This is a genomic window from Pseudomonas sp. Irchel 3A5, assembly GCF_900187575.1.
GTDB classification, from domain to species: domain Bacteria; phylum Pseudomonadota; class Gammaproteobacteria; order Pseudomonadales; family Pseudomonadaceae; genus Aquipseudomonas; species Aquipseudomonas folii.
In genome coordinates this window covers 1-24,784 of record NZ_FYDU01000019.1, presented here as the reverse complement: position 1 = coordinate 24,784, position 24,784 = coordinate 1, and the positions used below count along the sequence as shown (strand labels likewise).

Below are 24,784 nucleotides of genomic sequence, written 5' to 3'. Positions count from 1 at the left end.
AGTGAGAGGATTGCGTTTAGGCCCCGCACTAAAATCATTTGCCATAATGACTGCCAACAACACCATTTTACGGCTATTGTTGAGACTCCTCACGGAAGACAAAATAATATGCCGACGCGAGATGTATCGTTAGCCCTCTTGGAGCACGGCCTTCAGGAACCAGACCTGGAAATGTTGCGGCCGACAGAGGCCAGCTACACGTCCCTGCTGCTGCAACCCAGTGGACCGATTTTTGCGTCGGAGCAACGTATCGGTAACTTCGATGTGCCCGCTGCCACTGCCAAGAGCTTGTCGTTGCTGAGGTTGGCTCGTGAAAGAGGCGCGCACCTTGCCGTAACACCCGAATATTTCATGCCGTGGGCAGCACTGGAAGAGGCGATAGCAACTGGCATCACACCAGGTGAAGGTGTGCTCTGGGTTTTGGGGTGCGAGAGCATCACCCAGGAAGCACTTGAGCATTTCCAACAAAACGTTATCGATCTCTGCTTGGTCATTCATGAACCATGGCAAGGCTTAGAAATCGATCGAGACCTCTTCGATCCTGTAGTCCTGTTGTTTCAGGCCAAGCGCCCAGACGGTTCCTCCAAACTGGTCGCGCTTGTTCAATTCAAAACGTTCCCTTCTAGAGACGCACTATTTCTGGAAGAACGATGGTTACGACGGGGAACTCAGATCTATAGGTTTCGTGGTCGTAGTGGACATCTCACGGCAGCTGTCATCATCTGCTCGGACGCATTTGCGTTAAGGGATGAATGGCTAGCTGACTTCAATGATCGCTCAACGTTGATTCATATTCAGCTCAATCCGAGCCCGCGTAACGCGGCATACCGTCGCTATCGCACCACAACATTCAATACAGATCCTCGCTCCAGTAATTGCCATATTGTCTGCCTAAATTGGGCTCAGTCCATCGTCCAGCACGGTCCCCCTGGAACAGCTCCTGAAGCATGGAGGAACATCGCTGCATCGACTTGGTACTGCGCTGCGGAGGATTGTTCTTCAAACGATGAGATCGTCATACCGAATCATAATTTAGGCATCTACTATGCCTACATGACCGAGCGGCGCCATGCTCTCCTCTTCCACTATGACGAAGCGGTGTTCGAGCTACGGGTACCGAAAGTAATGACCGTTGGCAATGCAATCATGGCCAATCGAAACGGCCCTACAGCAGTTCAGAGATACACATGGGCGACTGCTGCTGAAGAGTGGACAGTAGGAGACGTTCCTGATGCGGGGTTCGTCACTCTGGTTGACGCTGACCCGCCGACGCAAACAGCGCTGCAGCATATTATGGCCAACCGAGATCCGTTAGCCATTGAGCGCGTATTGGCGTTAAGCGCCGGCCAAATAACTGGTCGCCCTAATTGGTGCACGCTGAAAGATATCGACTCCTGCAAGATTGGGCCTGATGAAGTGGTGCAAAGATTGACCGTTGCTCAGGATGGTGAGAGCCGAGATTTTCGCCATCAGCGACTCAGCACGGCGGCCCAAATTCATCATGAAATTGCAAACCGAGTGGAATGGCCACCTCAGGTGGCTGGAGTCGATGCGACGTCCGTGCTGCGGTGGGATGCGGCAAGTCCAAACTTCAACGTGCTGACATCGGACAACAAACCCACTCTCATCGTTTACCTAGGCGACTTACCCCAGCGCCAAAAATTAGAGACGATCGCAGACAAACTGTATGAGTTGCTGCGCCAAGCAGGTGGACCTTATCAAAAGCGACTTTGCATTGCATATCGAGAATTTGGTGAGCTCAAGTTTGCGAGCATTGAAGCTCTGACCCGCTTCGACGATCCGGCAGACGACAAGACCGAATTCCTCGCTGTTACTCCGCTCGATCACACGGAAGCCTCATATGGTTGATTCAGCCACGTTGCGTCGCACGATCACGGAAAAACTCTCTCGGGTTCAAGACTTGGGCGACGGTATTCTTCGTGGAGAACGCATTTACCAAGGCAAAACCTTCGCTACGGCCTACATCGACCTATCAGATAGTGTCATCCAGCGAGCAGATAATCTTGCGAAATTTCAGGAAGGTCTGCTTGGGAGTGAATTCTTCACAGCCGATGGCGACCAGCGCTGGAACAGCTATCTGTATTTTTGGGCGGGCCCTGAATCGCAGATCAATGATAACTTTTTGGAAGCAAAGGCACGCATCGAAGGGGATCGGCATTTTGCGAGAAAGTTTGTCCTTACTGAGGAAGATCTGCTCGAACGTTTTGACGCCCTCTCGACTCAGGTACATAGCGCACTGGTGTCCACAGACGCCAGCGTTCAATGGGAAGAGATTTTACGTGCGGCAGCGCTCAGTGTCCTGTTGGAGAAACGCGCTCGAACCCAACTAATCGAGCTGGTCGGCTCGGGCGAGGCCTTCGCTGCCGATACAATCCCGGTAATGCGGCCACTTCCTCCACCACTAGTTGATCCGCTGAGTATTGGGTTGATTCGTCGCTTTCACGTAGGCGATTTTAGATCGCCCATCAGCGGAAAACAGTTCCAGTTTGGTGATGTGAATCTGATATTTGGACAAAACGGTGCGGGCAAAACATCGTTGCTCGAATCTATCGAAGCCTTGTACTGCGGGCGTGTTCGTCGCGACCCTGAAGCTACATTCAAAAATATCGAAGCCGATGTCATCACTGCGTCCGGTGAATTAATCACCGTTAAAAGCACCACATTGTCAGCCACCCTTAAGGCGCGCAATCTCGCCTGGTATGGACGATCGAATCAAAGCACTGGTGCACTCGCCCAGTCATTCACTCGATTCAACTTTTTGGACACCGATGCCGCATTCCGCCTCTCTGGTGAGTCGACCCCAGATAAACTAAAACAAGATCTGAGTTTGTTGCTGGTAGGTGGTGAAACATCGACACTATGGACCGATCTCTACAAACTGCATGATGACGCCGTGTCGAAGCGCACGAGCTTCAACGAGCGCATCCCTTCCCTTCTTAAACAGACCGAACTTCTAGGCAACGAGGTCAAGCGATTACAGGACTCCCCTACTGAATCCGCAACCTTTGCAAAATCATTCCGTGCGAGTTTGCGTGAGCTGGGGTGTTCCTGGATTCAGGAAGGTGACAATGAGCCTCTCTCCCCCTCGGATCGGTCTCTACTTGAATCGCTTTCGCGAGGACTACGCCAAGCTATTGTCCTGGCACAAACCTCGCCCGCAAAAATAACCCTACTACGACAGAGCGTGCAGACATTGCTCACCGCGCTCAAAAAAACTCAGGAACTGGAAGAGTCAGAAATACGCAAGCGTCAAGAGCTCCGTGAGTATGAAGCGCTGATTGAGAGCTATAGAGCAGCACTCGTTGATCTGGAAACATGGTCGATCTACTGCGAAGCTGGGGCACCAGCGCTTGCTAGATCAATCGAGCAAACCAAGCTTGTGGCTTCTGATGGACGAATTGCCCTCGCTGGAACGTCCCTCGACGAAGCCCAAGAGCTACCTATTGAGTATGCTGTTCGTGGTCTGTCTGAAGCACTTCAGGTCGCCTCAGAAAGCCTTGCTCTCGCTGAGCAGCAGGAAAAGTCAGCCTCTGAAAGCCTGTTGCAACAGGAACGCCTGGGCCAGTCGATGATTGCCCTTCGCTCTGATCTGCGCGGACTTGTCCAAACCATAGTTGATCGTACAGGTGATGCGCTGCATTGCCCTGTCTGCGCAACCGTCCATTTAGACGGGGAGCTGCTTCATAAAATTGAGTCGCTCACCTCTACCGACAGTACAAGCCTGACGAACGGGCTTCATCAGGCAGTGCAGGTAGCCAGAGATCGCGCGCAACGCGAACGTGATGTGCTAACTACGCTCCAGATGCTGCAACGCTTTTTCGATGCAAATGACATACACAGCCTAGCAACCGTACGCGATATTCATCAGCAATTGATCTTGAAGCACCAGGAGTTCGTCGAAGCGACTAGCGAGCTGGGAAGACTGGAGTCAACGATGCGTTCGCTCGGCCAATATGGCGCCGATTGGGCAGGTTACTCAGATGCAGAGGCTGCCGCTATTAAATTGCTTGGAGCTGAACAAGACTATTCGAGTCTGGCAGTCATAAATTCACGCATAGCAGAAATACAGAAAAACGCAGAAGAAGCGAACGAAACTGCTTCTGAAGTACGCGAGACTCTGATGCTTACGAACTCCCATACGAGTGCAATTGCAGGATCGATAGGGCTTATTGCGGATAGCTCCTCTCCCAAAGACCTGGCTATCGGGATCCAACGAGCGCTGGAAAAGCATGATGTGGCCAAGAGCTTTCTTGAGGGTGCGGCCCAATCAATTACCATCGAGGATGATCAACCTCTAGAACCAATATTGCAGGCTGTCGAGGATGCAATTAATGCCTTCGACCGCGCCCTGCACGCCGAAAATAGCGAAACAGAAGCGCGCTCTGAGCTAAGCACCAAGACGCTGGAGCTTCAACAGAGCGCTGACCTGCTTAAGGCCGCAACGGACCGGAAAGAAAACCTGACAAAAGCCATTGACGCGCTAGCCGACATCGTTGAAAACCACTCTCTTGAGAAAGCAACGCAGGAAGCTCTTGAGTCGATACGGGGACACGTCAGCGAAATATTCGCCAGGATTCATTCTCCCGCGGAATATAAGCTGGGCGACTTCAACGGGGAGCATCTTCTCGTCACACGAGATGGCCTTCGAACCCACGCAGCGACACAGGTGAGTACAGGCCAGCGTGCCGCTTTAGCGCTATCGATATTTCTAGCTTTAAACCGCAGCGCGGAAACTGCTCCTCCGGTGCTGTTGATCGATGACCCCATTGCACACATCGATGATCTAAACGCACTGTCATTTCTGGACTATCTGCGTGATCTTGCTGTGAGTATGCGCAAGCAGGTTTTCTTCGCGACTGCAGATGCCCGGCTCGCAGCCCTCTTTCAGAGAAAGTTCGAGTTTTTGGGCAACGAGCGATTCAAAAAAATTGTGCTATCCCGTTCATGATCCTGCTTTCTGAATTTAGGCAGACTTTCGGTATGCGATGAATCTCACTGTGAGCCACTATTCCGAGAGTTGTATCGTACGAAATTCAGAAAAGAAGGATGTGAAGGCTCATCGTTAAGTGCTGGGTCCGGTCCGGCCGGCGCCTCCTTTCGATCAATACTAGGGAAATGTGGAAATGAAACATGACCACTACGTGTATAGTCAAGGACAATACAGAGGCATCGTAGTCTGAAATAATTTAATTTTCCGCGGACTAACCGACTCCGGCCATAGCGTCCTGCAGCCAGTTCAGCTCAGAACAAACATCCCGATCTGATTCATCAGAAATGCTGGGGCGGTCCTTCCAGTACTGCAGCGCATACTCGATAGCCAGTGTTCGCGAAAACCCTTCGTCCTCCACCCAACCCTTGATCAGGTCGATAGCGCTCACCACGACTTCAATATTGGCATGGGTGAGGTAGCCGATGGCGAGGGCTTCAAGCCCATCAATCGCGGGTGCCTGTAGCTGCACAAGGCTTTGCAGGATGTGCTCAGCTTGCTGGCAGTCGACATCCTGCAAATAGCGAACGAACAGCTCGGTGGCACGATCAGGGCATTGAGCCTCAACCACCAAACAGACGCACGCCAACGCTGAATCCGAGGCGTTGTATAGTAACTCGCAGACCTCTTGATCGGTGAGAGTGGCCTGCACTAGGAGCACGGTGGCCATGATCTGAATTTTCCTGGAGCCCCTAAGTAAATTGAATTTTGCATGCTCCAGGTTCACTTGAAGTCTCGGGCTGTCGGCTACTCCATTGCTTTCAATGTCCACAAGGGGCAAGAAATCGAACAACGAAAACTGCGGTTCCGTTTCGAGCCGCCTGAGCACCTCCCAGGCTTCCGCAGCGAGCTCAGGCAGATCCAGCCCAAAAAGTAACGCAAAATCTCTGCACGTCGAGCCAAAGCTGACAAGATCTTCCGGCTCATGATCTCCAAACTCTTCCCGCAGATTGTAAGGGTCAAGTTGAATAGCCAAGATAAACGCCGCAAGCTCAGGAAAGGCATCAAGAGGCTTATGCAAAGCACCATTGCAAAACGCATTCGCCAATAACCGTGATACGCGACGCTGGCGATCTCTAAAGCGTCCAAGCGCCTCAGGGTCTGGTACCGGTCTTGGGAATAAATTACGCAAGGGTTTAGCCAAACCACTGTTTTTTTCTCGAATACCGTGATCATTTCGAATCTTCAGAATCTGAAACCGAAACTCCAAGGTCTTCTGCAAACGCTCATCTGCTGACAAGCTGTCCGAGAACGCCTCTATCTCATTCTGACTGCAGGACTTGAGCACCATCAGCGCTACGTGCTGGAGAAGCAGCGCTTCATGGCGCACGCGCTTTGAGAAAATGTCGTGCATATCAAGCGGTTTGCCATAAATGGCCAGCAGTTCTAAAAAAATGGGGCGGGGCCGCAGCACTTCAGGTAGCGCAATGGCACACCGTGAAGCAATGCTCCAGGCAATCAACCGGAGAGAGGGCTGGGGAGATTCAAGGTGACGGCTTACCCACGCATCCAGAAGACGGCTTGTCTTCGGGGCGATTTCACACAGACCATGCCCCACTTTGAAATGAAGCGGATCAGATAGCGATGTGGAGCTGTCGAGTACCTCGATGGCAGTGCCGATCAACCGTTCAAGTGACGCTTCACTGGCTGCTGCCTCGAATTTAGAGGACCAGAACAAAGCATAATAAAGCGCCTCTGGTTCACCCTTCTCATGCTGTTCCAAAAGGACATCGACAAGCGAGGGAGACATTCCAAGCTCTACTGCATAGCCCAAGACTTCCTGCCACTGCGAGTCATACGCTACCTCTCCCAGCAATCGCGGATGTTGCTCCAACAGGTACCGTGCAGCGAGAAACTCAGCGAAAGACAAGTGTGTGAAGGTCAACAGTTCAGTGAGTTGGTGGCTCAGTTCCTCGATTAGCCCTAGCTTCTTCCAGTGTTCAAGCGCGATACGCACCTGCTTTTTTGCATCAGACAACGAATACCCTTCAAGGACCAATTCATGGGCACATCGACTTTCCAGCTCGGAGCGCTCTTCGGCAGGTTTTTTTCGAAGGAACCAACCGAGCGCGTTCAGTACCGTAAGCGCAGATATTTCGCTTTCAACATTGAGCTCGGACGGGAGCTTGTCATACAGCCGCAAGAACTGAACATAAAGCTCAGTCCTGTTTTCGGGCAGCTCCGGGTATTGAAGCAGGAGACAGGCAGCCATGCCAAGCAGCAGTGGGCTGGTGCTGATGGCGTCCGACGCGGGCGACTTGCGCAGTTGAGTTCTGGCAATCCTTTCGCACTCTTCTGGCGTTCGATCCCCGTCTGCGCCCGCTATCATCAACTTCGCCAGATTGTCGGCCCCCTCCTCCTTCGCTGGAGGAATAATCTCGTAATGTGCCCACGCTTCGAGCTCGTGGGTTTCGTAACCCATAGGCCTTGTGGTGAGGACGGCGCGCATGCCTGGGCGGCCTGACACAAATGTCCTCAGTTGAAACGCCACAGAGCCGCGCTGAGCCCCACACTCGTCCAGACCGTCCGCCAGCAAGACCCATAGAGCCGGGTCAATCGACAAAAATTCTTCGCGACTGAGGCCCGAATTGCCCACGGCTGTCTCGATCAATGCAAACTTGAAGGTTTTGCCCTCGCTCATCACCTTGACAACATGCTTGAGCCGAACGAACAGCACGAAATAACCATCCACTGAGTAGCGATGTGCAAGCACCCTCAACGCCATTGTTTTGCCCAGCCCCGGGCCCGCGACAATAACTGCTCGTTTCTTGAAACGAGCGAGCCAATCAATGTCGAATTTATCCGCGTAGCGTTTGGCTTCGGCTCCTGCCCGATAGCGGGTCAATGCAGACTGGACACTTTCATTGCGGTGTCTGGAGTGCTCGTATCGGCACACCTGCAATGGAAGCCTCCTGTGCAGCGGTAAGCCCTTCCTCGCCCCCGGCCACGCAAAGTCCGAGTTGTGATCTTTCACCCAATCCCTGTAGTGTGAGTGCAGAGCCGCTGAACAGGTCTTTGGATTAAGAGCAAACCCATGACGGGTAAACATCTTCGCCAATGAGTCACTGTTTATTCGGCCAGAAGATGCCATTTCACCCATCACTTCGTCGATGAGTGTGGGCCACGCGCCCTGGGACGTATTGCAGGACACCATCAAGCGATTCAGGGCTTTCCTTGCACCCTCAACATCGCCACTATCCACCTCAGTTCCGTGAAATATCTTGATCCTGATGCGCGGGCATACAGCCTCGATAGGGATACCCTTGGACTCAAGCCGACGTTGCCAAGTGGCAATATGCCCCTTCGTTGAGACATCAGCGCCCTTGCCTACGTCAATAATGTCCTGGGCGAGCTTGATACGGATCGCCCTACTCGACTGCGGATCGACAATGAGAACGCCATAGGCAAGCGTTCCCTCGTGAACTGCCTTCGCCAGGGCATCCAGGGTTTTCCATAGCCGGACATTTGCCGTCAACCCCTTCTTCACCTGCACTTCTGCAGTGAAACCGCCCTTGAAATCAATCCGAATGTCATCACCAGGGCCACCACTCTCTGGGATGACAGCAACAGGCACAGGCGGTTCAGCGCATAGCTTCTCCAGCCAGGCAACGGGTTCTTCCTCGAGCATACAAACACAGACGTAGGCCGTGGCAGCGGCTTGAAAATTCATCCCTGCTGCATTGGCCGCCCCGCCAGCCCGCTGTTTTTTCTGAACCCCTGGCGCATTCTCGGACATATTGCGTACATCTATTCCATTCTGAAAACTGCGCAAGAGTGCCACTCATCCAGACGGTTGCCAAGAACCTCAAGATCATTTATGGCGTAGCCCCCTCAACTGCACACCACCTTCAGTAACTTTTGTATCGGATCCTCCGCACCTCACGACCACTATCCAAGAGTTAGGCCTACTCATGGCTGCGGATTCTACGCCATCCGGACACTCAGCCCACCAACATCCGGACACTCGTTCCACGCTCATTCGGACAGGCAGTCGGAGCGCAGCGACGCAGGTTTGCATTCTTAGTCTGAAGTCGCTGTCGCCGTTAATTTCGTTGCGTCTGCGCATCGATTCGCCCTTCAGTTCGATCCGATACATCCGCTGGTATAACCAGCATCGAATCAAACTCTCACTCGGTGGCCTGAGCCCCTTGGAGTACCGACAGTATCGGGGAATTACAGCATAATCAGTCCAAGAAAACGTCCACACCTCCGGTGGGTCAGTTTTGCATCGGTACTGACAGTTATCCGATCACATCAGCGTGTCGATTACTATCTTCTGGCCCCTATGAAATACTGTCGGCCCGTTGCAGAGACACAATACGATCCTCCCACCGAACATAGCGGCATGACCAAGCGTGACGGTAACCAACACGATCAATGAGGAACCGGTGTAAGCATATGGTGAACCCTCTCGCTCCTATAGCCGGGGTTGGGTAGGTGAATTGCCGACGGCTTAGACGTTGATCACCTCCACCCCCGCCACGAATATCCAATCTCGCGTTCCTTCACTGGGCCACCGATCCGCGGCAGCGCCTTAGCGAATCTTTATTTCACGGCCATGATCGAGAAAGTTCGAGGCGCGAGGATCAATCACAATTTTGCCGCGAGATATCCGAAAAGTCTGTGAGCACATCGCAATTGATGCAGTGGTACATGCCGGAAGCGTCTTGGTAATGCATACCGCAAAAGCATCCACAAAACGGACAGCACTCTTGAATCTCCAAGTCACCCCACGCCCAGACGCCCATGTATTCCGGTAACGCGTCTTGTCCATACCCCGTGATTTCGAATGCATCAGCATTTTTCGCTATGAATCCATCTTCACCTTCATCCATCAGGATGGGCAAGACGTCAGCAGGTTCGATCCGGAACCATTCTCCTATCTTCCTCTGTGGCGCGAAATGGATGTGGAGCTTCCGTTCAAGAGCTGCATCATCTTCTGAATGAATCCAGCCCATCACCTCCAAAGGAAAGGGGGTACCGGTCTGTAGCTGACCACGCCGGCGCGTGATGTCGCTAGTGCGCCCTATTTTGATGTGGATGCAATTGTTGGCCTGTACCTGACCAATGAAATAGACCGGCATCGCATTTTTCTCGATAGAGGTGAGTCGGCACAAAGCCGCCGAGTAAATCCGCTGGCTCGCCCTACTGAACCTAAGGGTTTATCTTGCGAGTAACATCAAGCTTACGATGCATAAGCGATACCATCGTCAGAATGTCGAGGGCATCTTGCTCGGACATAGGCCAATCTATCTTCGTCGCATGCGCCAAAGGATTGCGGACGGCGCCGAACAGTCCGATTAGCAGATTCGCAAATCCCTTCTGCTCACTTTTCTCAGACTCGGTGGCCAGGGGACCCAAGGCAAGCATTGGGCTTTGGCCAAGGAAAGCCTTTGTCACCAAATCGGCCCCATCACCATTCAAGCCCGAAAGATTTCGGATTCGTGCCGCAATCCCCTTTGTAGCCTCAAATACGGCGTGGAAGTAATTTTCGCTCAACAGTTCTGCCCTACAATATTTCAAAACCTCCTCATGTACTGCTCGGGCTTCTAGCGCAGCTTTGAGCCGGCCTACACGGGCACGGGCCACATCCAGTGTGGTTGCCTTGTTTGCACGCCCGACCTTTCCGTCATCGCGCACATAGAATCCCGAGAATGCTAGGACAACGTTGAGCTCATCCCTGCGCCAAATAAAGGCCTCACGATCCCGGGCGTAGCTCACAGGATTCATAGCGCTGTTGATGAAAAGAATGAGATGGTTCCCGACCTGATGCTGGTTTTGCATTTGTGCCAAAGCGTTGAACAAGCGCTTCCACTTGGTGTTGTTGGCGTCGGCGTCCGGAACGCGAATGTTTTGGAGGAGATATCCAATTTGAGTGCCGCTCAAGCCACGTTCCGTATCAGCCAGAACACGACATGCAGCTTCTAGGTGTTGCGAACTAAAAGGTGGGATGCGGGTACTCAAAGCCAATCTCCATCGGTAAACACTAGAGTGCCACTCGAGTAGCTGGGAAAAATAGCCCATAGGCCAATGTGTCGAATGAGAGAGCGCACGAGGTGCTAGCCCTCAATATCCGATCTGAGGTTTTCCTCCAGATGCTCAACTCTGGATGTGCCCGGAATTGGGAACATGACCGGCGAGTAGTTCAGAAGCCATTTCAAGGCATGGGTTGCCGAGGCGGACTGGCCTCGAACCTCACCGGTTGAAAAATATCTTCCGGCGCTCAGAGGCGCGTAGGGAATGAAGGCTATTTCGTTCTGCTCACACCAGCGGATCACATCCTCGGACTGGTTATCCAGGATGCTAAATTGATTCTGAACCGCGGCGATGGGTGCAATCGCAATCGCCTGCGTGATTTGAGGAATATCGACTTTCGACAAGCCCAGGCATTTGATCTTCCCTTCTTGTCGCATCTGCTCAAGCTCCCCGACCTGGTCAGCCAAGGGGACATTTGGATCGACACGGTGCAAGTAATACAGATCTATCGCTTCGACGTTGAGCTGCCTGAGGCTCATCTCAACGCACTGGCGCAGATACGCTGGAACGCCACATGGCGTCCACTTACCGGGACCTTGACGGGTGAAGCCACCTTTAGTTGCAATGATCAGGTCGTCGGCATAGGGAAACAACGCTTTACGAATTAGCCCCTCGGCCACATTTGGCCCATAGGCGTCAGCGGTATCGATGTGTTGCACGCCCAACTCCACCGCTTTACGCAGGAGCTGAACAGCTTCAGCTTCTGAAACTGGTGGGCCCCAGATGCCCGGCCCCGTGAGCCTCATGGTGCCAAACCCGAGGCGCCTAACCTGCTGTCCTGCCAAGAGTCCCGTACGGGCGGCGGTCATAAGTGCTCCAATTTTCGAATGATATGGGTGTGTAAGCTATCGAGAAGAGCATCCCGTACGTCAGGAACAAGCATCTGATGCTGGATCCCGAAGTCTCTCAAAATCTGGTGCAAATGGCTGTCGACGGACGCCCTGAAAGGCAAGTTGGTATCGCGCCCTGGGCCAAGAGCAATGGAGCTATCAAGCCTGGTCGCAACGATCGTCGTGTAGCCAGGGAGCTGGCTGGTGATTAATGATCTGACCACGTCTACCTGGTGCATCGGTGCGGGTGTACCTCGATGCTCAACTGCGGCATTCCAATACGCCACGGCATCCATGATCGGTCGATCGACCAATATCACCTCGGCAGTGTCAGCCGCTGCTCGCTGCGCCTCGAGCGTACGGTCGATAAACCACATCGTGGAGTCGTAGGTATGCTGAGTGAGCAGCGGGATACCTTGCTGTACCGCAAGCTTCCCGAACGATGGGATGGTAGCAACGCAGATGCCTTTGCACTCAAGTGAAACTTTGAGCGCTTCACAGAAGGTGGATTTCCCCGTGGAGTGGGTTCCAGTGACACCTAAAAGAACAGGCTTCACCATAGGCTTCCTTGCTCCGGGGGAGGCGATTGCTCGTGAGGTTGCGTTTTGAGCTGCGCGATTTTGCAGATGTCCTGCCAAGTGCTGGCAGCTGACTTTTCGATGAGATGATCAAGCAATAAGGCCGTCGCATAAGCATCATCTGCTGCCCGGTGGAGCTGGTCGGCGACCTTGTCGCGCAGCCCTGTGTCAATGAGCAATGACTCAAGCCGATGGCTCTTGGCGTTAGGGTAAACGTGACGAGCAAGTTTCAAAGTGTCGATGACCCCCACTGGCGACCATTCGGGTAGGTGACGCTTCATCACGCCATAGTCGACCGACGCATTGTGCGCGACGAACCATCGGCTCTGCAGGTGCTGCTCGACGTCATCCATGATCTCAGCCCAGGATGGGCAATTTTCCAGCTCCGCGTTTTTAATACCGTGGATTCGCTGGGCCTGCCAAGTGATCCGGTGGACGGGCTTGATTAACCAAGACAAAAGCTCGCGGTTTTCCGTCGGTGGAAATGAGGCGATTCCCACCTCGACCAAGTCGGGTGGCGTATGCCCATTGCCCTCAACGTCTACGATGATGATTGGTTCAGAGGGCCAGGCGAAGTCTGTTTTTAGCATCAGAGATTCCTTGTAGCCTCGGCGCGGCCATGGCGCGCGTAGTGATGGGGCTTGTCAGCGTCGTGCACCTGATAGCCTAGGGAGTGCTGTAAATAGTAACGACGCTGTTCATCCAGGCCACGAACGACAATCGCACGGTCGTTCACCTGCGGGTCTTCCACAGCACCCAGCTCGTGGCACATTCGATTGAGAATCTGCTGATCTGGCGTCTTCCATGCCGCCTTGCAGATGGAGAATTGGGAGCTAGGGCAGGTATCGCATAGTTCGGTGATGCCGAAGTGTCCGTTGTAATCGGGTTGTGCATGCGCAAAGGCGACTCCGCAAGAGGTTTTGTGGAAGATCGGTGTCACCTGATTCTGTTCCCCATACAATCTGAGCAACCTATGCTCATCTTCCAGCGGGAGTAGTTTTCGCCTTGCCGTCATTTTGTACGGTTCAGGGATTCCTTGGCTCTGGTAAAACTCGGCTATTTCCTTTCGATAGAACAGCCCGCTAAATACGGTCGCATGGGCATGGTTGGCCAGCGCCGCAGCCTTTGCAATGTGTTCTAACGAGTCGTTTAGCCCTGGAACGATTGGGCGCCAATACAACACCACTTTGTAGTGCCTGGCATGGCGGAACAGCATCTTCAGGCTGTTGGCAGCGATCGAAGATTTGATGGGCTCGATCTTCGGATCATCAATTCCTGAGTACGTAACCAGCACTGTCAGCTTGATATTTCTGAGCGTATTGAAGCGCTCGCAATCGTCCTGAGATACACGCCATCGAGTGATCACAAGCACATTGTTGGTTAGCCCGGCCTCATCAAGCATACGCAGCAGATTATGGGTATGACTCTTGACCTCGGGGAGCATCGGGTCGGTAGCCCGGTTGAACAACTGAACGGGTGTGATATGAGGCTGGAAATACCGGTGAGTGATAAATCGCTGGAAGGCTTCTTTATCGCTCATCAATGCTTGCGGCGTGCGCTGATCGAAATTTCCATAGAGATGACGAACGCAGTAGCTGCAATCGAGTGGACAGCCGATGATGTGATTCAAGCTCAGCCCGCTTTTGCGGTAACCGACAGGATCTACAAGGTTCGGGTTGGCGTTTTTTAACTGCGTCGAGTCGATGATTCTGACCTGGGATCTCACTGCGATTCTCCTTGCTTGCCATCGGATCATCAGATGGAGTGAGCGCCCATTTAGGGTGCCTACCCGCCCATCCTTGGTAGGTAACAGTAATGGCCAGATGATAGCTTGATTCCTGAGCGCACGGGCAAGTCCGGCTCGTATGGCTGTGCCAAAGGTTTCTCTATCCGCAGCCCCCTTTGCTCAAGCGCCATAGGATGTGATCCAAAATAATTGCGAATCTAGCAAAAACACACTATGTTGTGGCAAGGCAAATCAAAAAACACCACATAACGTGGTTCCCTCTGATGCGCCGGCTGTCTACCGATGTATTTCGTAATATCCTTAACGCATGAAGGAGATTTCGTATGACAGATCGTCGCCCTATCAACAAAGACGTCAACGTTCCCAAGCCAGGCGGTGGTGAGCAGCCACGCTCTCGAAATCAAGATGGACAGATTCGAGATAAGCGGAGTGATGCGGGTAAACCCCGCAAGTGACGTGCAATAAAATTCAGCAGGGAGCGTACGCCCTCTGCTGACTATGCCTCTCGACAGAATCACGCGATTTTCGCGCCTTTTGCGCTACTGATACCTTCGAGCACCGGTCGCATCACCTCGGCGGTGTAACGCGGTAGAGGCATCTTAAAGCTACCATCTGGGTCGTCTAGAATCAGGCTGTAAATGACCTCAGAAATCTGACAGATTTTAGACCCTTTCAATCGGTCATATTCGTACTGTTTCTCCTCCTCAGCCACACGCACGATGGCAGACGGGATCCAGTTACCGGCATGTGTGGCCCCCTTGAAAACTCCTTTCTCAAGCGATTTATCCGCTTGTTTAACAGCCTTCCAAATAATGCTAAATATGTTGCTGACAGAGCTAGAGGCAAGCAAAGGCCTCAAAACCTCGCGTGTTGCGCGCTCGGCCTTGAACTTTACCGATGCGTTCTCCACTCGGTAGTTCAGATACTCTATGAGTTCTTCTTCAGCAACCTCATAGATTAGCTCTTTCAAAACAGGCTCAAGTTCAGCCTTATTTCTATCCAGGTCATAAGCGATTAGCATCTGAAGAGACTGAATATCTAAGGCTATGCCGTCAGCATCATCGCTGACATTAGGAACCCACCACAAAAAGTCATATCGTTCATATGTGCGATAAAAGTCTAGCGCATCAAACGATGTTTCCGGGGATACCAGGATGATACGCCTACTGAATAAATCTTTGATGCACTTATCTTGATACCCGGACGTAGGTGCCAACCGGCGATGCCATCGTTGAAGCTGTACAAATGATAAACACGTCACGTCAGTTGGTCCTGCCATCATAAGAGCAGCGAGCAAGATTACCTTTTCACGAAGCGTCAACCCCTCGTAGGGGACTCTGCAGTGCATACCGTCGCCATTGAGCTGGCCTAAGTATCCACTTACACAACCCCTACAACCACAGGTATCGTCCCGATATATGGCGTAAGTGTGATCGCACCCGGTGCACACTGGTCTATTCGCAGTTCTATTTCGGGCAGCACGCTTCTGAATCGCATGGGCAGTGCAATGAGGACACGAAAGATCTTTACGTTCCAAATTAGGAAGGAGCGGTAAAAGTGAGTTTGCATTAGATTTGATGGAAAACTCATTTAATAGCTCGCTGACCTTTTCGCCTTGTAGATATCGTTGATAAATACTTTCAACTTGCTCGGCAGAGAGATGACCTAGTGGATCAGCAATTACCTCCGTCGTCTTGACGAAGGCGATTTCGCTAGTACCAGAGATGAACTCATCAAATTCTTCAGGTAACATATAATTTAAAAATCCTTTTTACGGAAGCTACTGGGCACGCACCTAGGGAACACCACGATTGTTTATTATTGCAGTCCAGCGACGTCAAGTTTCGCCTTGAGAAGATCGAGAATAGCGCTTAATGTAACACATGACCTCTAACCATCTTCCAAAATTCAGATCAACATTCAAAGGCCATGATTGCCAAATAGCTCGCTAAAACTACTTCTTCACCACAGCCTGCTCAACATCGCTAGACTGCATAAGCGGATTCTTGGCATCACCAGTTTTTACCTGGCCATTATCCAATGTAAGAGAAAACCCGTGACGATGACCACTCTGCACTTGACTAGAAAATAGCGTCCAATACTCAGTCGAAGTTTCTGCTTCCATGTGAAAATTAACAGAGGCGATCTTGTAATTCTCTTTCAGCCTGCTATACCCTCTCGCAGCCTCCCATACTCGTGTTCTCTACTCTTCTCCTGGCTCTTCGCACCAAAGTAATGGATAAGGCCATGTTCAAGCAACAGGCCTTCTTCTTTTTTCTGCACCTCATCAATCATCGAGTTACCTAAAATAAAATGAAGTGCATACGGGCTTTCTTTTGTAATTGAGAGAGCCTTGAACAAATTATAATAAACAAATACGTCTTTTTCTGCTGTAGAGATACCATACAGTGAGTCACTGTAGCCGCGGTGATCTCGTTTTAACGGGCGGCGAGCAGGATCGTCGGTGGAGCCGACGTATAGAACCTCCGTGTCAATTCCAAAATTTATGTTATGCATCATCAAAAACTCATGCACAGTGAACCCTGTTGCATAGGACTGACCAGGGCCCCAAAGCCCGATGAATCGACCTTCATTGAAAATTACTGGAAGCTGAACACCTATCAGCTCGGGCAAAGCTGGAAGTCGGAGTTTCTTGGGTTTTCTTTTCGAACCTACCTCTAGTGAATAATTACTTCTTTTTTAGTCCAGCTATACTCAGGGGCCTTCTTGGTACTAAACCGCACTTTATCTCTAGACGTGATGAAGTAGACAAAGCGCTTATCATTACATTCTTCGACTTCTTTTCGGTAGGCACGTAGCTGGTCTGAAATACGTTTCTGGTAGTCGACACCCGCGGGTGGATTCACTAACAGATCAAACCAAAAAACTGTGTAGTCTGTCAGCTCAACATGCCAGTCCTTTTCAGCTTTTTTGTAAACTGGATTATCTTTAATAAAACTCAAGTAGCCACGAGACCCCATTCCCCTTCCTTGCACTCGTTGGAGGAGCCACACTCCACCCTCCCCACCAGAGCAGAGTTAAGCTAGTTACAATTAATAAAACCAGGACAAACAAGATTGTGAAGGAGTTTTATTCCATAATTTTTTTACGGATCAGAGAAAACAATTCTGCCTGGTAAATAGCGTCATGCAAGGCATCGTGGTCGGCGGCACTTTCCGGATTAACCACCTTTGCTATTTCGCTAGATCGCGTCATCTTCCATGTGCAGCCTGAAGCACCAAAATACATCGACTTGATGTCCAGCGCGGCTATACCGAATGGATTTTCACCGAGAAATTGGTGAAAATAATAATTCACGAACCCCCAGTCAAAGGATGCATTGAATCCCACGAATACTACGGTTTCGCTATCGGAAGCCAATGAATCGATCCAGGTCTTGAAGCGAGACATTGCCTCTTTCGGCTCCAGACCTTCTGCACGAAGCTTCTCTAGCGAGAGACCCGTAACCTCCATTGCCTCCGGGACGAAGTCATCGGAAATGGGCTTGATATAGCAGGAAAACTGAGCGTCGACGTCTGAGACGACGCATGCCCCTATAGAAAGCATGCTGTATTTGCCAGGAATTGGGCCTGAAGCCTCAACGTCGACCGACACGAATATCTCTTTACCTGCCTTCATACATGCTCCGCTTGCATTGGAATGTTCTACGCGTGGGTAGCACCGCTACCATGGACAGCATGCGTCAGTTGTCTTCCATGACGGGAGACGGACGCATCGACAAAAGGGACTCAGTTAGATCCTTGAAGCTCAAGGCTCGATCTGGAAAAGCCTTGGCCATTGCTGATGGGTATAACCGAGTGCGAATATCGGAGTATGTCCAGGCGGGTTGATTTCCCCGCTCTCCCGTCGCAGCAGCCAACTCACCAAGTTGTTTATCCGAAAGCCCCATCCCCGCCAGATCCATGCTGAAGAGCGCTTTTCTCTCAGCAACGTCAGGGCGAGTGAACTCCTCAACGATGGCAGCACGTCGGCGTAGAGCAGCGTCAAGCACCGACAACCGATTAGTGCAGAGGATCACCACAACACGACCACCGTATTTACGTAGGTCATCGACACCTTGAATTAGCGTGTTCACTGCGACTTTGTCTTCGTGGTGACTCTGGCTTTGAGACCTGGAAGCAGCGATCGAATCCCCCTCGTCGATGATCAAGATTGCACGGCGGTTCTTGCCCGCGGCCTCTACCACCTCTGCCCAGGCTTGAGTCAACAGCGTTCCCATTTCACCGACCTTGCCGGAACCGCGCACCCTATTGCTCAGTTTGAACAATACGGAATCTTCAGTGCGCGACTCACGGACGATTCGGTTCGCAATGCACTCTGCTGTTGCTGTCTTGCCTGTCCCCACGTCACCGTGAAAAATCACAAGTGGATATTGGTCAGCTATCAGATTGCAGATGGGCAATACGCTTTTGTGATGAGTATTGCTCCACTCCTGCAATTGGCCTTGGTTGAGCAACAGGCGAAGCTGGTTGTGGATACGCTCATAGCGACTATCAAATCCAAGCAGCACGCCCTCACGCTCGGTTAGTTGCCGCTGCGGCAAATCGATTGCGGCATCGAATACGCTGTTCTTAGTCATCAGGTGTAGTCCTTGCGTTGCATGCCGTAGCCATTGCTGGAGTATTCACGCCCACCGCTCTGTGTCAGCCGCGAATGACTGATATCGTCGTTGCTCGTCGTCCAGGAGATCTTCATTCTCCCGGCCAATTTTTCTTGTGCTTGTTGATCGTAAGTGCTGTGGTGAGACAGTACGATTCGCAGATGGGGCCCAGCAACTTTCGGCCAGCGGGCATCGCCAGGACGATCGTTAGCTAGCGTCCCCGACTCATTGACGTAAAAGCGAGTTGCCTTCTGTTCGACCCCGTGACTGAGGAGCGTGAGATCGACGTAATTTAGATAGCCGTTCTTGGCCAGCAGTTCGATGTCATTCCCCCATTCGCGAGCACGCTCTTCAGTGACAGCGCCACTGCTGGAAGCGATCATTACTAGGTCAGCGGTGATACGCCGAACTACCGCTTCGACATCCGTGGTGGTGAATGTTGTAGTCTGAGTGGAGCTCTGGGTCATGCTGCATCCTCTACCTTAAACGATCGACCGAACAACTCTTTCCAGATTTCGAAATCCCCTTCGACGGACGCAAAATTCGCTGTTTCCCAAGACGCATCAGCGATCCGAACAATTTCTTCGCGTTCAGCTTCAGTAATCCGGCTGGCCACGTTATTCGTGTCACATACGGGATCAAGAATCACGACTGGGTCGGTAAACTCGGAGATTGTTCGGTTCTCGGGAAATTTGATGACGTCCTGTAGGCCCGACTCGACGATGTAGAGGAGAAAATCTCGAAAGCGCTTTTCCAGAGAACCCTCTTTTCCGTTCACCTCCAGCACGTGAGCCATGATGAGTTCAATGTGAAAGGACTTAAGTGGGCACTCGGCCTTCGTACGCCAGCGCTTGGCCAAGCGCACAAGGGTGCGGAAGTCAGGATCTTGATCCTTGCGATCCTTCACGAATTTCACCTGGCACGGAGCGCAAGTCTCGGTCTTCGAGCCATCAACACGGTCAAACTGCCAGCCGTAACCCTCCTTGTTCGGGTTTTCAATGACTGGAACTATGTCGACGTCCAGCCCGGTACCAACGAAGGTGACGGTTGCGGCCTTGCGCTGGATTTCAAAGTCCTCAACAGCTTTATTCGGATACAGCTTGATCAGCGCCTCATAGATTTTTTGGCTCAGGCTTGAGAACGTTTCCTCATCTACCTTTTCGCCGCTGATGTAAAACACCACATCTACATCGACGGCGTCCTCAGAGGTCTTCCGAAGGATGGTGTGCTTGGCGAACGATCCGGCTTTCACCACACGTTTAATGATGATCTTGTCCTGCTTCTTTAGGCTATCGCGCAACGCAGCAATCAGCCGATCGACCTGGGCGTTGTAGGTTTCACGCTTGTCCTTCGGTAAGCGCAAAACGTTACTGTCGTAGTACCTGACCTGCGTATTGGTAAGTGGCATCGGCCGCTCCCTCCTAGAAATGGTTGAGATAGTTGCAACAGCCTTCCTACCAGCAGCTACACCACATGCCGACGGATGAGTTGGCGGAACGATGCCTGCTTCATGCACACACCATTCAAACGGCTCGCTGTCAGTCGCCACCCTCCTACAACGCACCAAATCGGTGGATCGCAGGGAGAAATTGCACCTAATAGGTTGCTAGCGTATGATTAATATACGCATAGTTTTTAGATGCAGTCTAGTTTTTATACGCTATCGGGGTTCGACATGACAAACGATTCCAATCCCACGGACGAGCAACCCACTAAGGGCCGGCAAGGAGCGCGTTGGGGCCAGGAGCGTCGCTTGGAATTCATCGACTATCGGTTGCGGTGGGATGGGCAAATCAATCGAAGCAATCTCACTGACTTCTTCGGCATATCGGTGCCACAAGCTTCGCTGGATATAACCGAGTACACAAAGCTGGCCTCCAACAACATGGAGTACGACACGCGAGCGCGTGTTTACCGAGCGACGGAAGCATTCCAACCGGTTTTCCAGTCCAGTGCAGTTGAACGTTACCTCGAAGATTTGTTGCGCGTGGCTGTTCAACCAGATGTGCCTTACGGGAGCTTTTTGGGATGGCAATCCCCCGTCGCTGGCGTTCCCAAATTGGGACGACGTCTTAACGCGGATGTTGTCGGTGAGATTCTGCGAGCCATTCGTGAGAATGGTTCAGTTGAGGTCACGTACCAGTCCATGACTGATCCCGAAGGCAGCGAACGTAAGCTGACCCCTCATGCGTTAGTGCATGACGGAAATCGCTGGCATGCACGAGCGTACTGCCATAAACGCAATGACTTCCGAGATTTCTCGCTTACACGTATTAAGCGTGCTCAGTACGCAGGCCCAGATCATGAGCGAGCATCGATGGATACAGCCTGGAACAAGATGGTCGACGTCGTTCTCACTGCTCATCCCAAGCTCAGTCCTGCTAAGCGTCGCCTGATCGAGAGTGACTATTCAATGGAAAACGGAGAAATGCATCTGGAGTGCCGCCAAGCATTGCTGCTCTACCTGCTTTTCCAGCTCAACCTCACGGAGGATCAAGCTGTACAACGTCCCGAAGTCATTCAACTGGCACTCAAAAATAGGGATGAGATTTATGCCCTGCTACACCCATAACGATTAGAAGCCAGCCAACACTCATCACATCAGCTACTGGAATTGTCACGATGGCAAATCTTGAAAATGAATTCATTCTGATCGCAGGCAGCATCTCCAAGAAGACAGAGAAGGCCACGATCGACTTCGCGCATGACTTCACTCGTGCGGTTACTAAGAGCGTCCTGGCTGCACAGGGGGGCTTGGTCGTCTACTTGGCAGGCTGCCCCACCAATGAAGGTGGTGATGCGCTGACCTTCGATTGGACAGTGGCCTACGAGGCAGAAAAGCTGTTGGCTGGCTCCCCCCCTGCTCGCCAGTTGAAGATCGTGACCTCTAAGTTGGCCATGCAGGAAAAAATGACTCCAGAGCAGCGAATGCTCATCCGTCGGCTCTCCGCTGAAAATTTCGCGGAGATCATCTACCTCGAAGACGACGTGGTCACCGGCGGAAACATCGGTGATGAACAAGTGGAAGTTGCCACGGCAATGATTGCGCTGGGTGGCGGTAAAGGTGTTTCAGACCGAGCCCGCAAGATGCGCAGATGGAAGCAGCCCGTGCTGCCATTTGACTTGAACCTTGGTGGGTTCAGCGAGGACGGCAAAGGAGCGCTCGGCCTTCACGCAAACTTCTTCAAGGAGCCCCTGACGTTGTTTCCATTCACGGGCGAACAGGTGAAAGGCCGACTGGACAGCATGTCTCTGCAGGAGCCGCTCCACAGCCTGGACAAGCTGGCAGATCTTTCCGTAGGAATGTTCCAAGATGAGATCGTGGCCAGGGAAGCGGCACGCTCTCCAGACCTTCTGGTCATCACGGCCATCGCTATTGAGCTGGCAGCTGCAAAGAAAATGTTCGGTGTTGGCGAAGATGTTCCAACGCGCTTCACCGCACATGGCGTCCACTATTGGCCCGTGACGATTCAACGACCTGACGGCCCACTTTCTTGCGTCATCACTTCTCTCGGCAATCCTGGCAACGTCAATGCAACCGCCATCACAACGCTCCTGCTGTCGGAGCTGAAACCCAAAAAAGTTCTGATGATGGGGATCGCTGCAGGCCGGCGTAAAAAACTGAGCCTCGGTGAAGTCATCTTGTCCGAACGCGTCGTGTACTACGAAGGAGCGGCAGCGCTTGCAGGTGGCGAGCTTGCAGCGCGACCGGAAATGGCTCGACCTGGGCTCTCTACCCAGCAAGATCTCAATGCTTACTTCGCAACCGCGTCCTTGCCCGATCGCCTGCAAGACCATGCGAACAAGCTTGGCTTCGCGATGCCGGTAGCGTCCATAGCGGGTGAGGTTGCTGCCCAGCTAAAAGTATCCCCTGCAACCATTGCTTCCGGCGAACTGCTAATTCGAGACCCGAAACTTTTCGAGAGTTTCCAAGGCATTCACGACAAAGCTGTGGTAGCTGAAATGGAGGCCTACGGGGTGTTCGACGCCTGCGACAAGCAGAACGTGCCTGTGATAGTCGTTCGCGGCATCAGCGATTACGGTGACAAGACCAAGGACAACACTTTCCACAAGGTGGCTTCCGAGGCTGCTGCCATCGTGACCCTGGATTACGCCACCCACGGATGGAGCCGCAGACCGGCTATCTGAGCCATTGCCTCTTGTTAAGTTGAGCGCCCTTCGGCCAAGGGCGCTTTCACCATAAAGAGCAACCTGCTCCGGCGTAAGGGCCGGACTATGCAAGGAGACATGAACTTGACTGATGACGTCCGATCCGAAGACCAGCCACTTCCGCCCTGCTCCATCCCTGCATCATGCCAAATATCATTTCGGGGCATACCTGAAGGTATTGAATGGCAGGAAAAATTCATCGCAATTGTTCAAAAGGTGGTTGAAGCCTCTGGTCGATACATGAACCTGTCCAATTTGGACGGCATCACGATTGGCCTCGACTACGACGACGCGCTTGCCTCTGTCGACTTGGGTTACGACTCAACGATTGCGAAGCAGTACACCAACCAGGATGGACTTGTGGGTGTTGGTAAGGCCCTCAGGGTTCGCCGGGATGGCGAGGTCAAAATGCACGTTGTGCTGAAGGGAAGCGTTTTGCTCGGTCTTGTTGAACATGAACTCGAGACCGATGAGTTTTGGGCTGCAGCCAATTTCCTTGCCCATGAGCTTGGCCACGTGCAGACAGCAGGCTGGTTTGAAGCACACTCCCCGGGAATCATGCTGGAACCGCATCAAGGAGACTGGGCAACAAGCACACTGCGGGAAACAGCCCACATCATCTGGGAGGAATACGCAGCCTGCCGCCTTAGCGCGCTGGTCAGTCAGGGAACGCTTGTGACCGACAGTTACGTTCAGGGCCTAGAAACGTCGCTTGACGGTGCTGTAGACCGAGCACGTGCCTCGATCAAACAATTTAGGACTCACGGCGACGTTGCTCGACTGTTGGTAGAAACCGGACGCGAGACTGCGATGCCACTCAAGATGGCGGCCTATCTCATGGGCCATCTTGAGGGTATTGACGAGGCTGTCGACCTTGAGGAACGCTGCGAAATGGCCAGCGATCTGACCCAGCACTTCGACGCGCTGTTAGGAGCACTGCGCGATGCTTGGGAATCAAGAGTTTCTTGGGATGGCCTTGCCAGCCTTGACCCAATTGTAGAGGTCATTGTGGATGCACTTCGGACGGTGGGAATCGAGGTTACCTTGACTGAGGTGCCGCCAGGCTCACGTGTAGACGTCCCGTATCGAGCGGAGACGCTGCCCAACGGCGAGGCGGATATGGCGATCATCCGAATGAGGCAAGCGCTCGGACTCGAACCGTAAATCCCGATCGAGTTTCACAAGCCGTGTGGTGTAGCGGCTCGTAAAGCTCTTGCCATCCCCCCCATTCAAACCCGTAGCCATCCCGGCTCGACGCCCACACCATTGCTTTTTCGCGGTAGCTGCTGGGGTACAGACATGATGAGTTTACTTAACCGAATCTGGAACTTGGCTTTCTCAGACAAAAGGCCGGAGTCCAGAAATAACTAAGCCACCCTCATTTTCGGCAGAAAATGAATGGGGGATGCGTAAATGGATTTCTCGCACTATTGTCCCGACCTTCCCACAGCCATTCCCCCACAAACGCCTGTGGGCCCGCGACGATAAGAGCATTTTCAGGATTTTTCACAGCTTCGCCCACCGGGCGCATTCCTCCGGGCATAAAGCCTACCAGGTTAGCGTCCGGCGTGTTCTCCACAAACAGCTTCCCTTCTTCTGTCAGGTAGCCCCGAAGGGTGCCTAGTCCTGTGTTTTTTACAACCAACGGTTCCCACTTCACGTCCATGGTAAGCGTATGGCCAAGGCATCTTGCAAGTGATGCTGCATCGCTCATTCCAAATGTACTTAGAGCAACGTTGTCAGAACGCATCTACGGATGTACTCAAGCCCTTGGATTGATCATCTCCTCTTCTG

At 52.3% G+C, this 24,784-nt stretch carries 20 protein-coding genes and 1 pseudogene; 6 read left to right on the top strand and 15 right to left on the bottom strand.

The features are described from left to right. Positions 1-108: 108 nt before the first annotated feature. Both CKW31_RS25920 and CKW31_RS25915 read left to right on the top strand, forming a co-directional pair. On the top strand, positions 109-1,869 hold the full coding sequence (locus CKW31_RS25920; protein ID WP_218192164.1) for a hypothetical protein: 1,761 nt from the start codon (positions 109-111) through the stop codon (positions 1,867-1,869). Next, positions 1,862-4,969, top strand: a complete 3,108-nt coding sequence (locus CKW31_RS25915) for an ATP-binding protein (RefSeq protein WP_095101415.1) — start codon at positions 1,862-1,864, stop codon at positions 4,967-4,969. The genes CKW31_RS25920 and CKW31_RS25915 overlap by 8 nt, the downstream gene beginning before the upstream one ends. Before the next feature lie 253 nt (positions 4,970-5,222). Here CKW31_RS25915 and CKW31_RS25910 read toward each other — a convergent pair whose 3' ends face one another. After that, positions 5,223-8,744 (bottom strand): NACHT domain-containing NTPase, encoded by a 3,522-nt coding sequence (locus CKW31_RS25910; RefSeq protein ID WP_095101413.1) that lies wholly within the window; start codon positions 8,742-8,744, stop codon positions 5,223-5,225. Between the two features lie 352 nt (positions 8,745-9,096). On the opposite strand from CKW31_RS25910, the pseudogene CKW31_RS29690 reads away from it, so the two are divergent. Next, positions 9,097-9,192 (top strand): annotated as a pseudogene (locus CKW31_RS29690) (IS3 family transposase); the annotation flags it as partial. A gap of 402 nt (positions 9,193-9,594) precedes the next feature. Here CKW31_RS29690 and CKW31_RS25900 read toward each other — a convergent pair. From CKW31_RS25900 to CKW31_RS25840, 13 genes are all read right to left on the bottom strand, one after another. Then, positions 9,595-10,092 (bottom strand): GIY-YIG nuclease family protein, encoded by a 498-nt coding sequence (locus CKW31_RS25900; RefSeq protein WP_095101409.1) that lies wholly within the window; start codon positions 10,090-10,092, stop codon positions 9,595-9,597. A gap of 70 nt (positions 10,093-10,162) precedes the next feature. Beyond that, positions 10,163-10,972 carry a TIGR02391 family protein gene (locus CKW31_RS25895; protein WP_095101407.1) on the bottom strand — a complete coding sequence of 270 codons (810 nt, stop codon included), beginning with the start codon at positions 10,970-10,972 and terminating at the stop codon, positions 10,163-10,165. Between the two features lie 95 nt (positions 10,973-11,067). Then, positions 11,068-11,853: an aldo/keto reductase gene (locus CKW31_RS25890; protein ID WP_095101405.1), complete on the bottom strand. Its 786-nt coding sequence runs from the start codon at positions 11,851-11,853 to the stop codon at positions 11,068-11,070. Beyond that, positions 11,850-12,434 carry an AAA family ATPase gene (locus tag CKW31_RS25885; RefSeq protein ID WP_095101403.1) on the bottom strand — a complete coding sequence of 195 codons (585 nt, stop codon included), beginning with the start codon at positions 12,432-12,434 and terminating at the stop codon, positions 11,850-11,852. Before CKW31_RS25885 ends, CKW31_RS25890 begins: the two co-directional genes overlap by 4 nt. After that, positions 12,428-13,042, bottom strand: a complete 615-nt coding sequence (locus tag CKW31_RS25880; protein ID WP_095101401.1) for a 3'-5' exonuclease — start codon at positions 13,040-13,042, stop codon at positions 12,428-12,430. The genes CKW31_RS25885 and CKW31_RS25880 overlap by 7 nt, the downstream gene beginning before the upstream one ends. Further along, positions 13,042-14,178: a radical SAM protein gene (locus tag CKW31_RS25875; protein ID WP_095101399.1), complete on the bottom strand. Its 1,137-nt coding sequence runs from the start codon at positions 14,176-14,178 to the stop codon at positions 13,042-13,044. Before CKW31_RS25875 ends, CKW31_RS25880 begins: the two co-directional genes overlap by 1 nt. A gap of 535 nt (positions 14,179-14,713) precedes the next feature. Then, on the bottom strand, positions 14,714-15,952 hold the full coding sequence (locus tag CKW31_RS25870) for a hypothetical protein (RefSeq protein ID WP_141230189.1): 1,239 nt from the start codon (positions 15,950-15,952) through the stop codon (positions 14,714-14,716). 407 nt (positions 15,953-16,359) lie between these two features. After that, positions 16,360-16,719 carry a hypothetical protein gene (locus CKW31_RS29935; RefSeq protein ID WP_176469990.1) on the bottom strand — a complete coding sequence of 120 codons (360 nt, stop codon included), beginning with the start codon at positions 16,717-16,719 and terminating at the stop codon, positions 16,360-16,362. Positions 16,720-16,877: 158 nt separating this feature from the next. Next, on the bottom strand, positions 16,878-17,180 hold the full coding sequence (locus CKW31_RS25860; protein ID WP_095101395.1) for a hypothetical protein: 303 nt from the start codon (positions 17,178-17,180) through the stop codon (positions 16,878-16,880). A gap of 109 nt (positions 17,181-17,289) precedes the next feature. Continuing rightward, entirely contained in the window at positions 17,290-17,838 is a 549-nt protein-coding gene (locus tag CKW31_RS25855; protein ID WP_095101393.1) for a 3'-5' exonuclease, read from the bottom strand. Positions 17,839-17,902: 64 nt separating this feature from the next. Next, positions 17,903-18,799 (bottom strand): ATP-binding protein, encoded by an 897-nt coding sequence (locus CKW31_RS25850; RefSeq protein ID WP_081360875.1) that lies wholly within the window; start codon positions 18,797-18,799, stop codon positions 17,903-17,905. Continuing rightward, positions 18,799-19,287 (bottom strand): hypothetical protein, encoded by a 489-nt coding sequence (locus tag CKW31_RS25845; RefSeq protein ID WP_081360873.1) that lies wholly within the window; start codon positions 19,285-19,287, stop codon positions 18,799-18,801. Before CKW31_RS25845 ends, CKW31_RS25850 begins: the two co-directional genes overlap by 1 nt. Further along, positions 19,284-20,228: a CBASS oligonucleotide cyclase gene (locus tag CKW31_RS25840; protein WP_095101391.1), complete on the bottom strand. Its 945-nt coding sequence runs from the start codon at positions 20,226-20,228 to the stop codon at positions 19,284-19,286. The genes CKW31_RS25845 and CKW31_RS25840 overlap by 4 nt, the downstream gene beginning before the upstream one ends. A gap of 345 nt (positions 20,229-20,573) precedes the next feature. Here CKW31_RS25840 and CKW31_RS25835 point away from each other — a divergent pair, with 345 nt between their 5' ends. The 3 genes from CKW31_RS25835 (at position 20,574) to CKW31_RS29930 (ending at position 24,154) form a co-directional block, all read left to right on the top strand. After that, the gene (locus tag CKW31_RS25835) at positions 20,574-21,392 is read left to right on the top strand and encodes a YafY family protein (protein ID WP_240995185.1); all 819 of its coding nucleotides are present in this window, start codon (positions 20,574-20,576) and stop codon (positions 21,390-21,392) included. Between the two features lie 50 nt (positions 21,393-21,442). Continuing rightward, complete coding sequence (locus tag CKW31_RS25830; RefSeq protein WP_095101389.1) at positions 21,443-22,969, top strand: purine phosphorylase; 1,527 nt, start codon at positions 21,443-21,445, stop codon at positions 22,967-22,969. Between the two features lie 105 nt (positions 22,970-23,074). Further along, positions 23,075-24,154 (top strand): hypothetical protein, encoded by a 1,080-nt coding sequence (locus CKW31_RS29930; protein WP_176469989.1) that lies wholly within the window; start codon positions 23,075-23,077, stop codon positions 24,152-24,154. Positions 24,155-24,368: 214 nt separating this feature from the next. On the opposite strand, the gene CKW31_RS25820 is transcribed toward CKW31_RS29930, so the two are convergent. Beyond that, entirely contained in the window at positions 24,369-24,740 is a 372-nt protein-coding gene (locus tag CKW31_RS25820) for a hypothetical protein (protein WP_141230188.1), read from the bottom strand. Positions 24,741-24,784 lie beyond the last annotated feature (44 nt).

What these genes read in the sequence shown, in the direction of transcription:
- CKW31_RS25920 (WP_218192164.1), top strand. Translation starts at nt 109, where the DNA reads ATGCCGACGCGAGATGTATCGTTAGCCCTCTTGGAGCACGGCCTTCAG.
- CKW31_RS25915 (WP_095101415.1), top strand. Translation starts at nt 1,862, where the DNA reads ATGGTTGATTCAGCCACGTTGCGTCGCACGATCACGGAAAAACTCTCT.
- CKW31_RS25910 (WP_095101413.1), bottom strand. Translation starts at nt 8,744, where the DNA reads ATGTCCGAGAATGCGCCAGGGGTTCAGAAAAAACAGCGGGCTGGCGGG.
- CKW31_RS25900 (WP_095101409.1), bottom strand. Translation starts at nt 10,092, where the DNA reads ATGCCGGTCTATTTCATTGGTCAGGTACAGGCCAACAATTGCATCCAC.
- CKW31_RS25890 (WP_095101405.1), bottom strand. Translation starts at nt 11,853, where the DNA reads ATGACCGCCGCCCGTACGGGACTCTTGGCAGGACAGCAGGTTAGGCGC.
- CKW31_RS25885 (WP_095101403.1), bottom strand. Translation starts at nt 12,434, where the DNA reads ATGGTGAAGCCTGTTCTTTTAGGTGTCACTGGAACCCACTCCACGGGG.
- CKW31_RS25880 (WP_095101401.1), bottom strand. Translation starts at nt 13,042, where the DNA reads ATGCTAAAAACAGACTTCGCCTGGCCCTCTGAACCAATCATCATCGTA.
- CKW31_RS25870 (WP_141230189.1), bottom strand. Translation starts at nt 15,952, where the DNA reads ATGTTACCTGAAGAATTTGATGAGTTCATCTCTGGTACTAGCGAAATC.
- CKW31_RS29935 (WP_176469990.1), bottom strand. Translation starts at nt 16,719, where the DNA reads ATGATGCATAACATAAATTTTGGAATTGACACGGAGGTTCTATACGTC.
- CKW31_RS25860 (WP_095101395.1), bottom strand. Translation starts at nt 17,180, where the DNA reads ATGGGGTCTCGTGGCTACTTGAGTTTTATTAAAGATAATCCAGTTTAC.
- CKW31_RS25855 (WP_095101393.1), bottom strand. Translation starts at nt 17,838, where the DNA reads ATGAAGGCAGGTAAAGAGATATTCGTGTCGGTCGACGTTGAGGCTTCA.
- CKW31_RS25850 (WP_081360875.1), bottom strand. Translation starts at nt 18,799, where the DNA reads ATGACTAAGAACAGCGTATTCGATGCCGCAATCGATTTGCCGCAGCGG.
- CKW31_RS25845 (WP_081360873.1), bottom strand. Translation starts at nt 19,287, where the DNA reads ATGACCCAGAGCTCCACTCAGACTACAACATTCACCACCACGGATGTC.
- CKW31_RS25840 (WP_095101391.1), bottom strand. Translation starts at nt 20,228, where the DNA reads ATGCCACTTACCAATACGCAGGTCAGGTACTACGACAGTAACGTTTTG.
- CKW31_RS25830 (WP_095101389.1), top strand. Translation starts at nt 21,443, where the DNA reads ATGGCAAATCTTGAAAATGAATTCATTCTGATCGCAGGCAGCATCTCC.
- CKW31_RS25820 (WP_141230188.1), bottom strand. Translation starts at nt 24,740, where the DNA reads ATGCGTTCTGACAACGTTGCTCTAAGTACATTTGGAATGAGCGATGCA.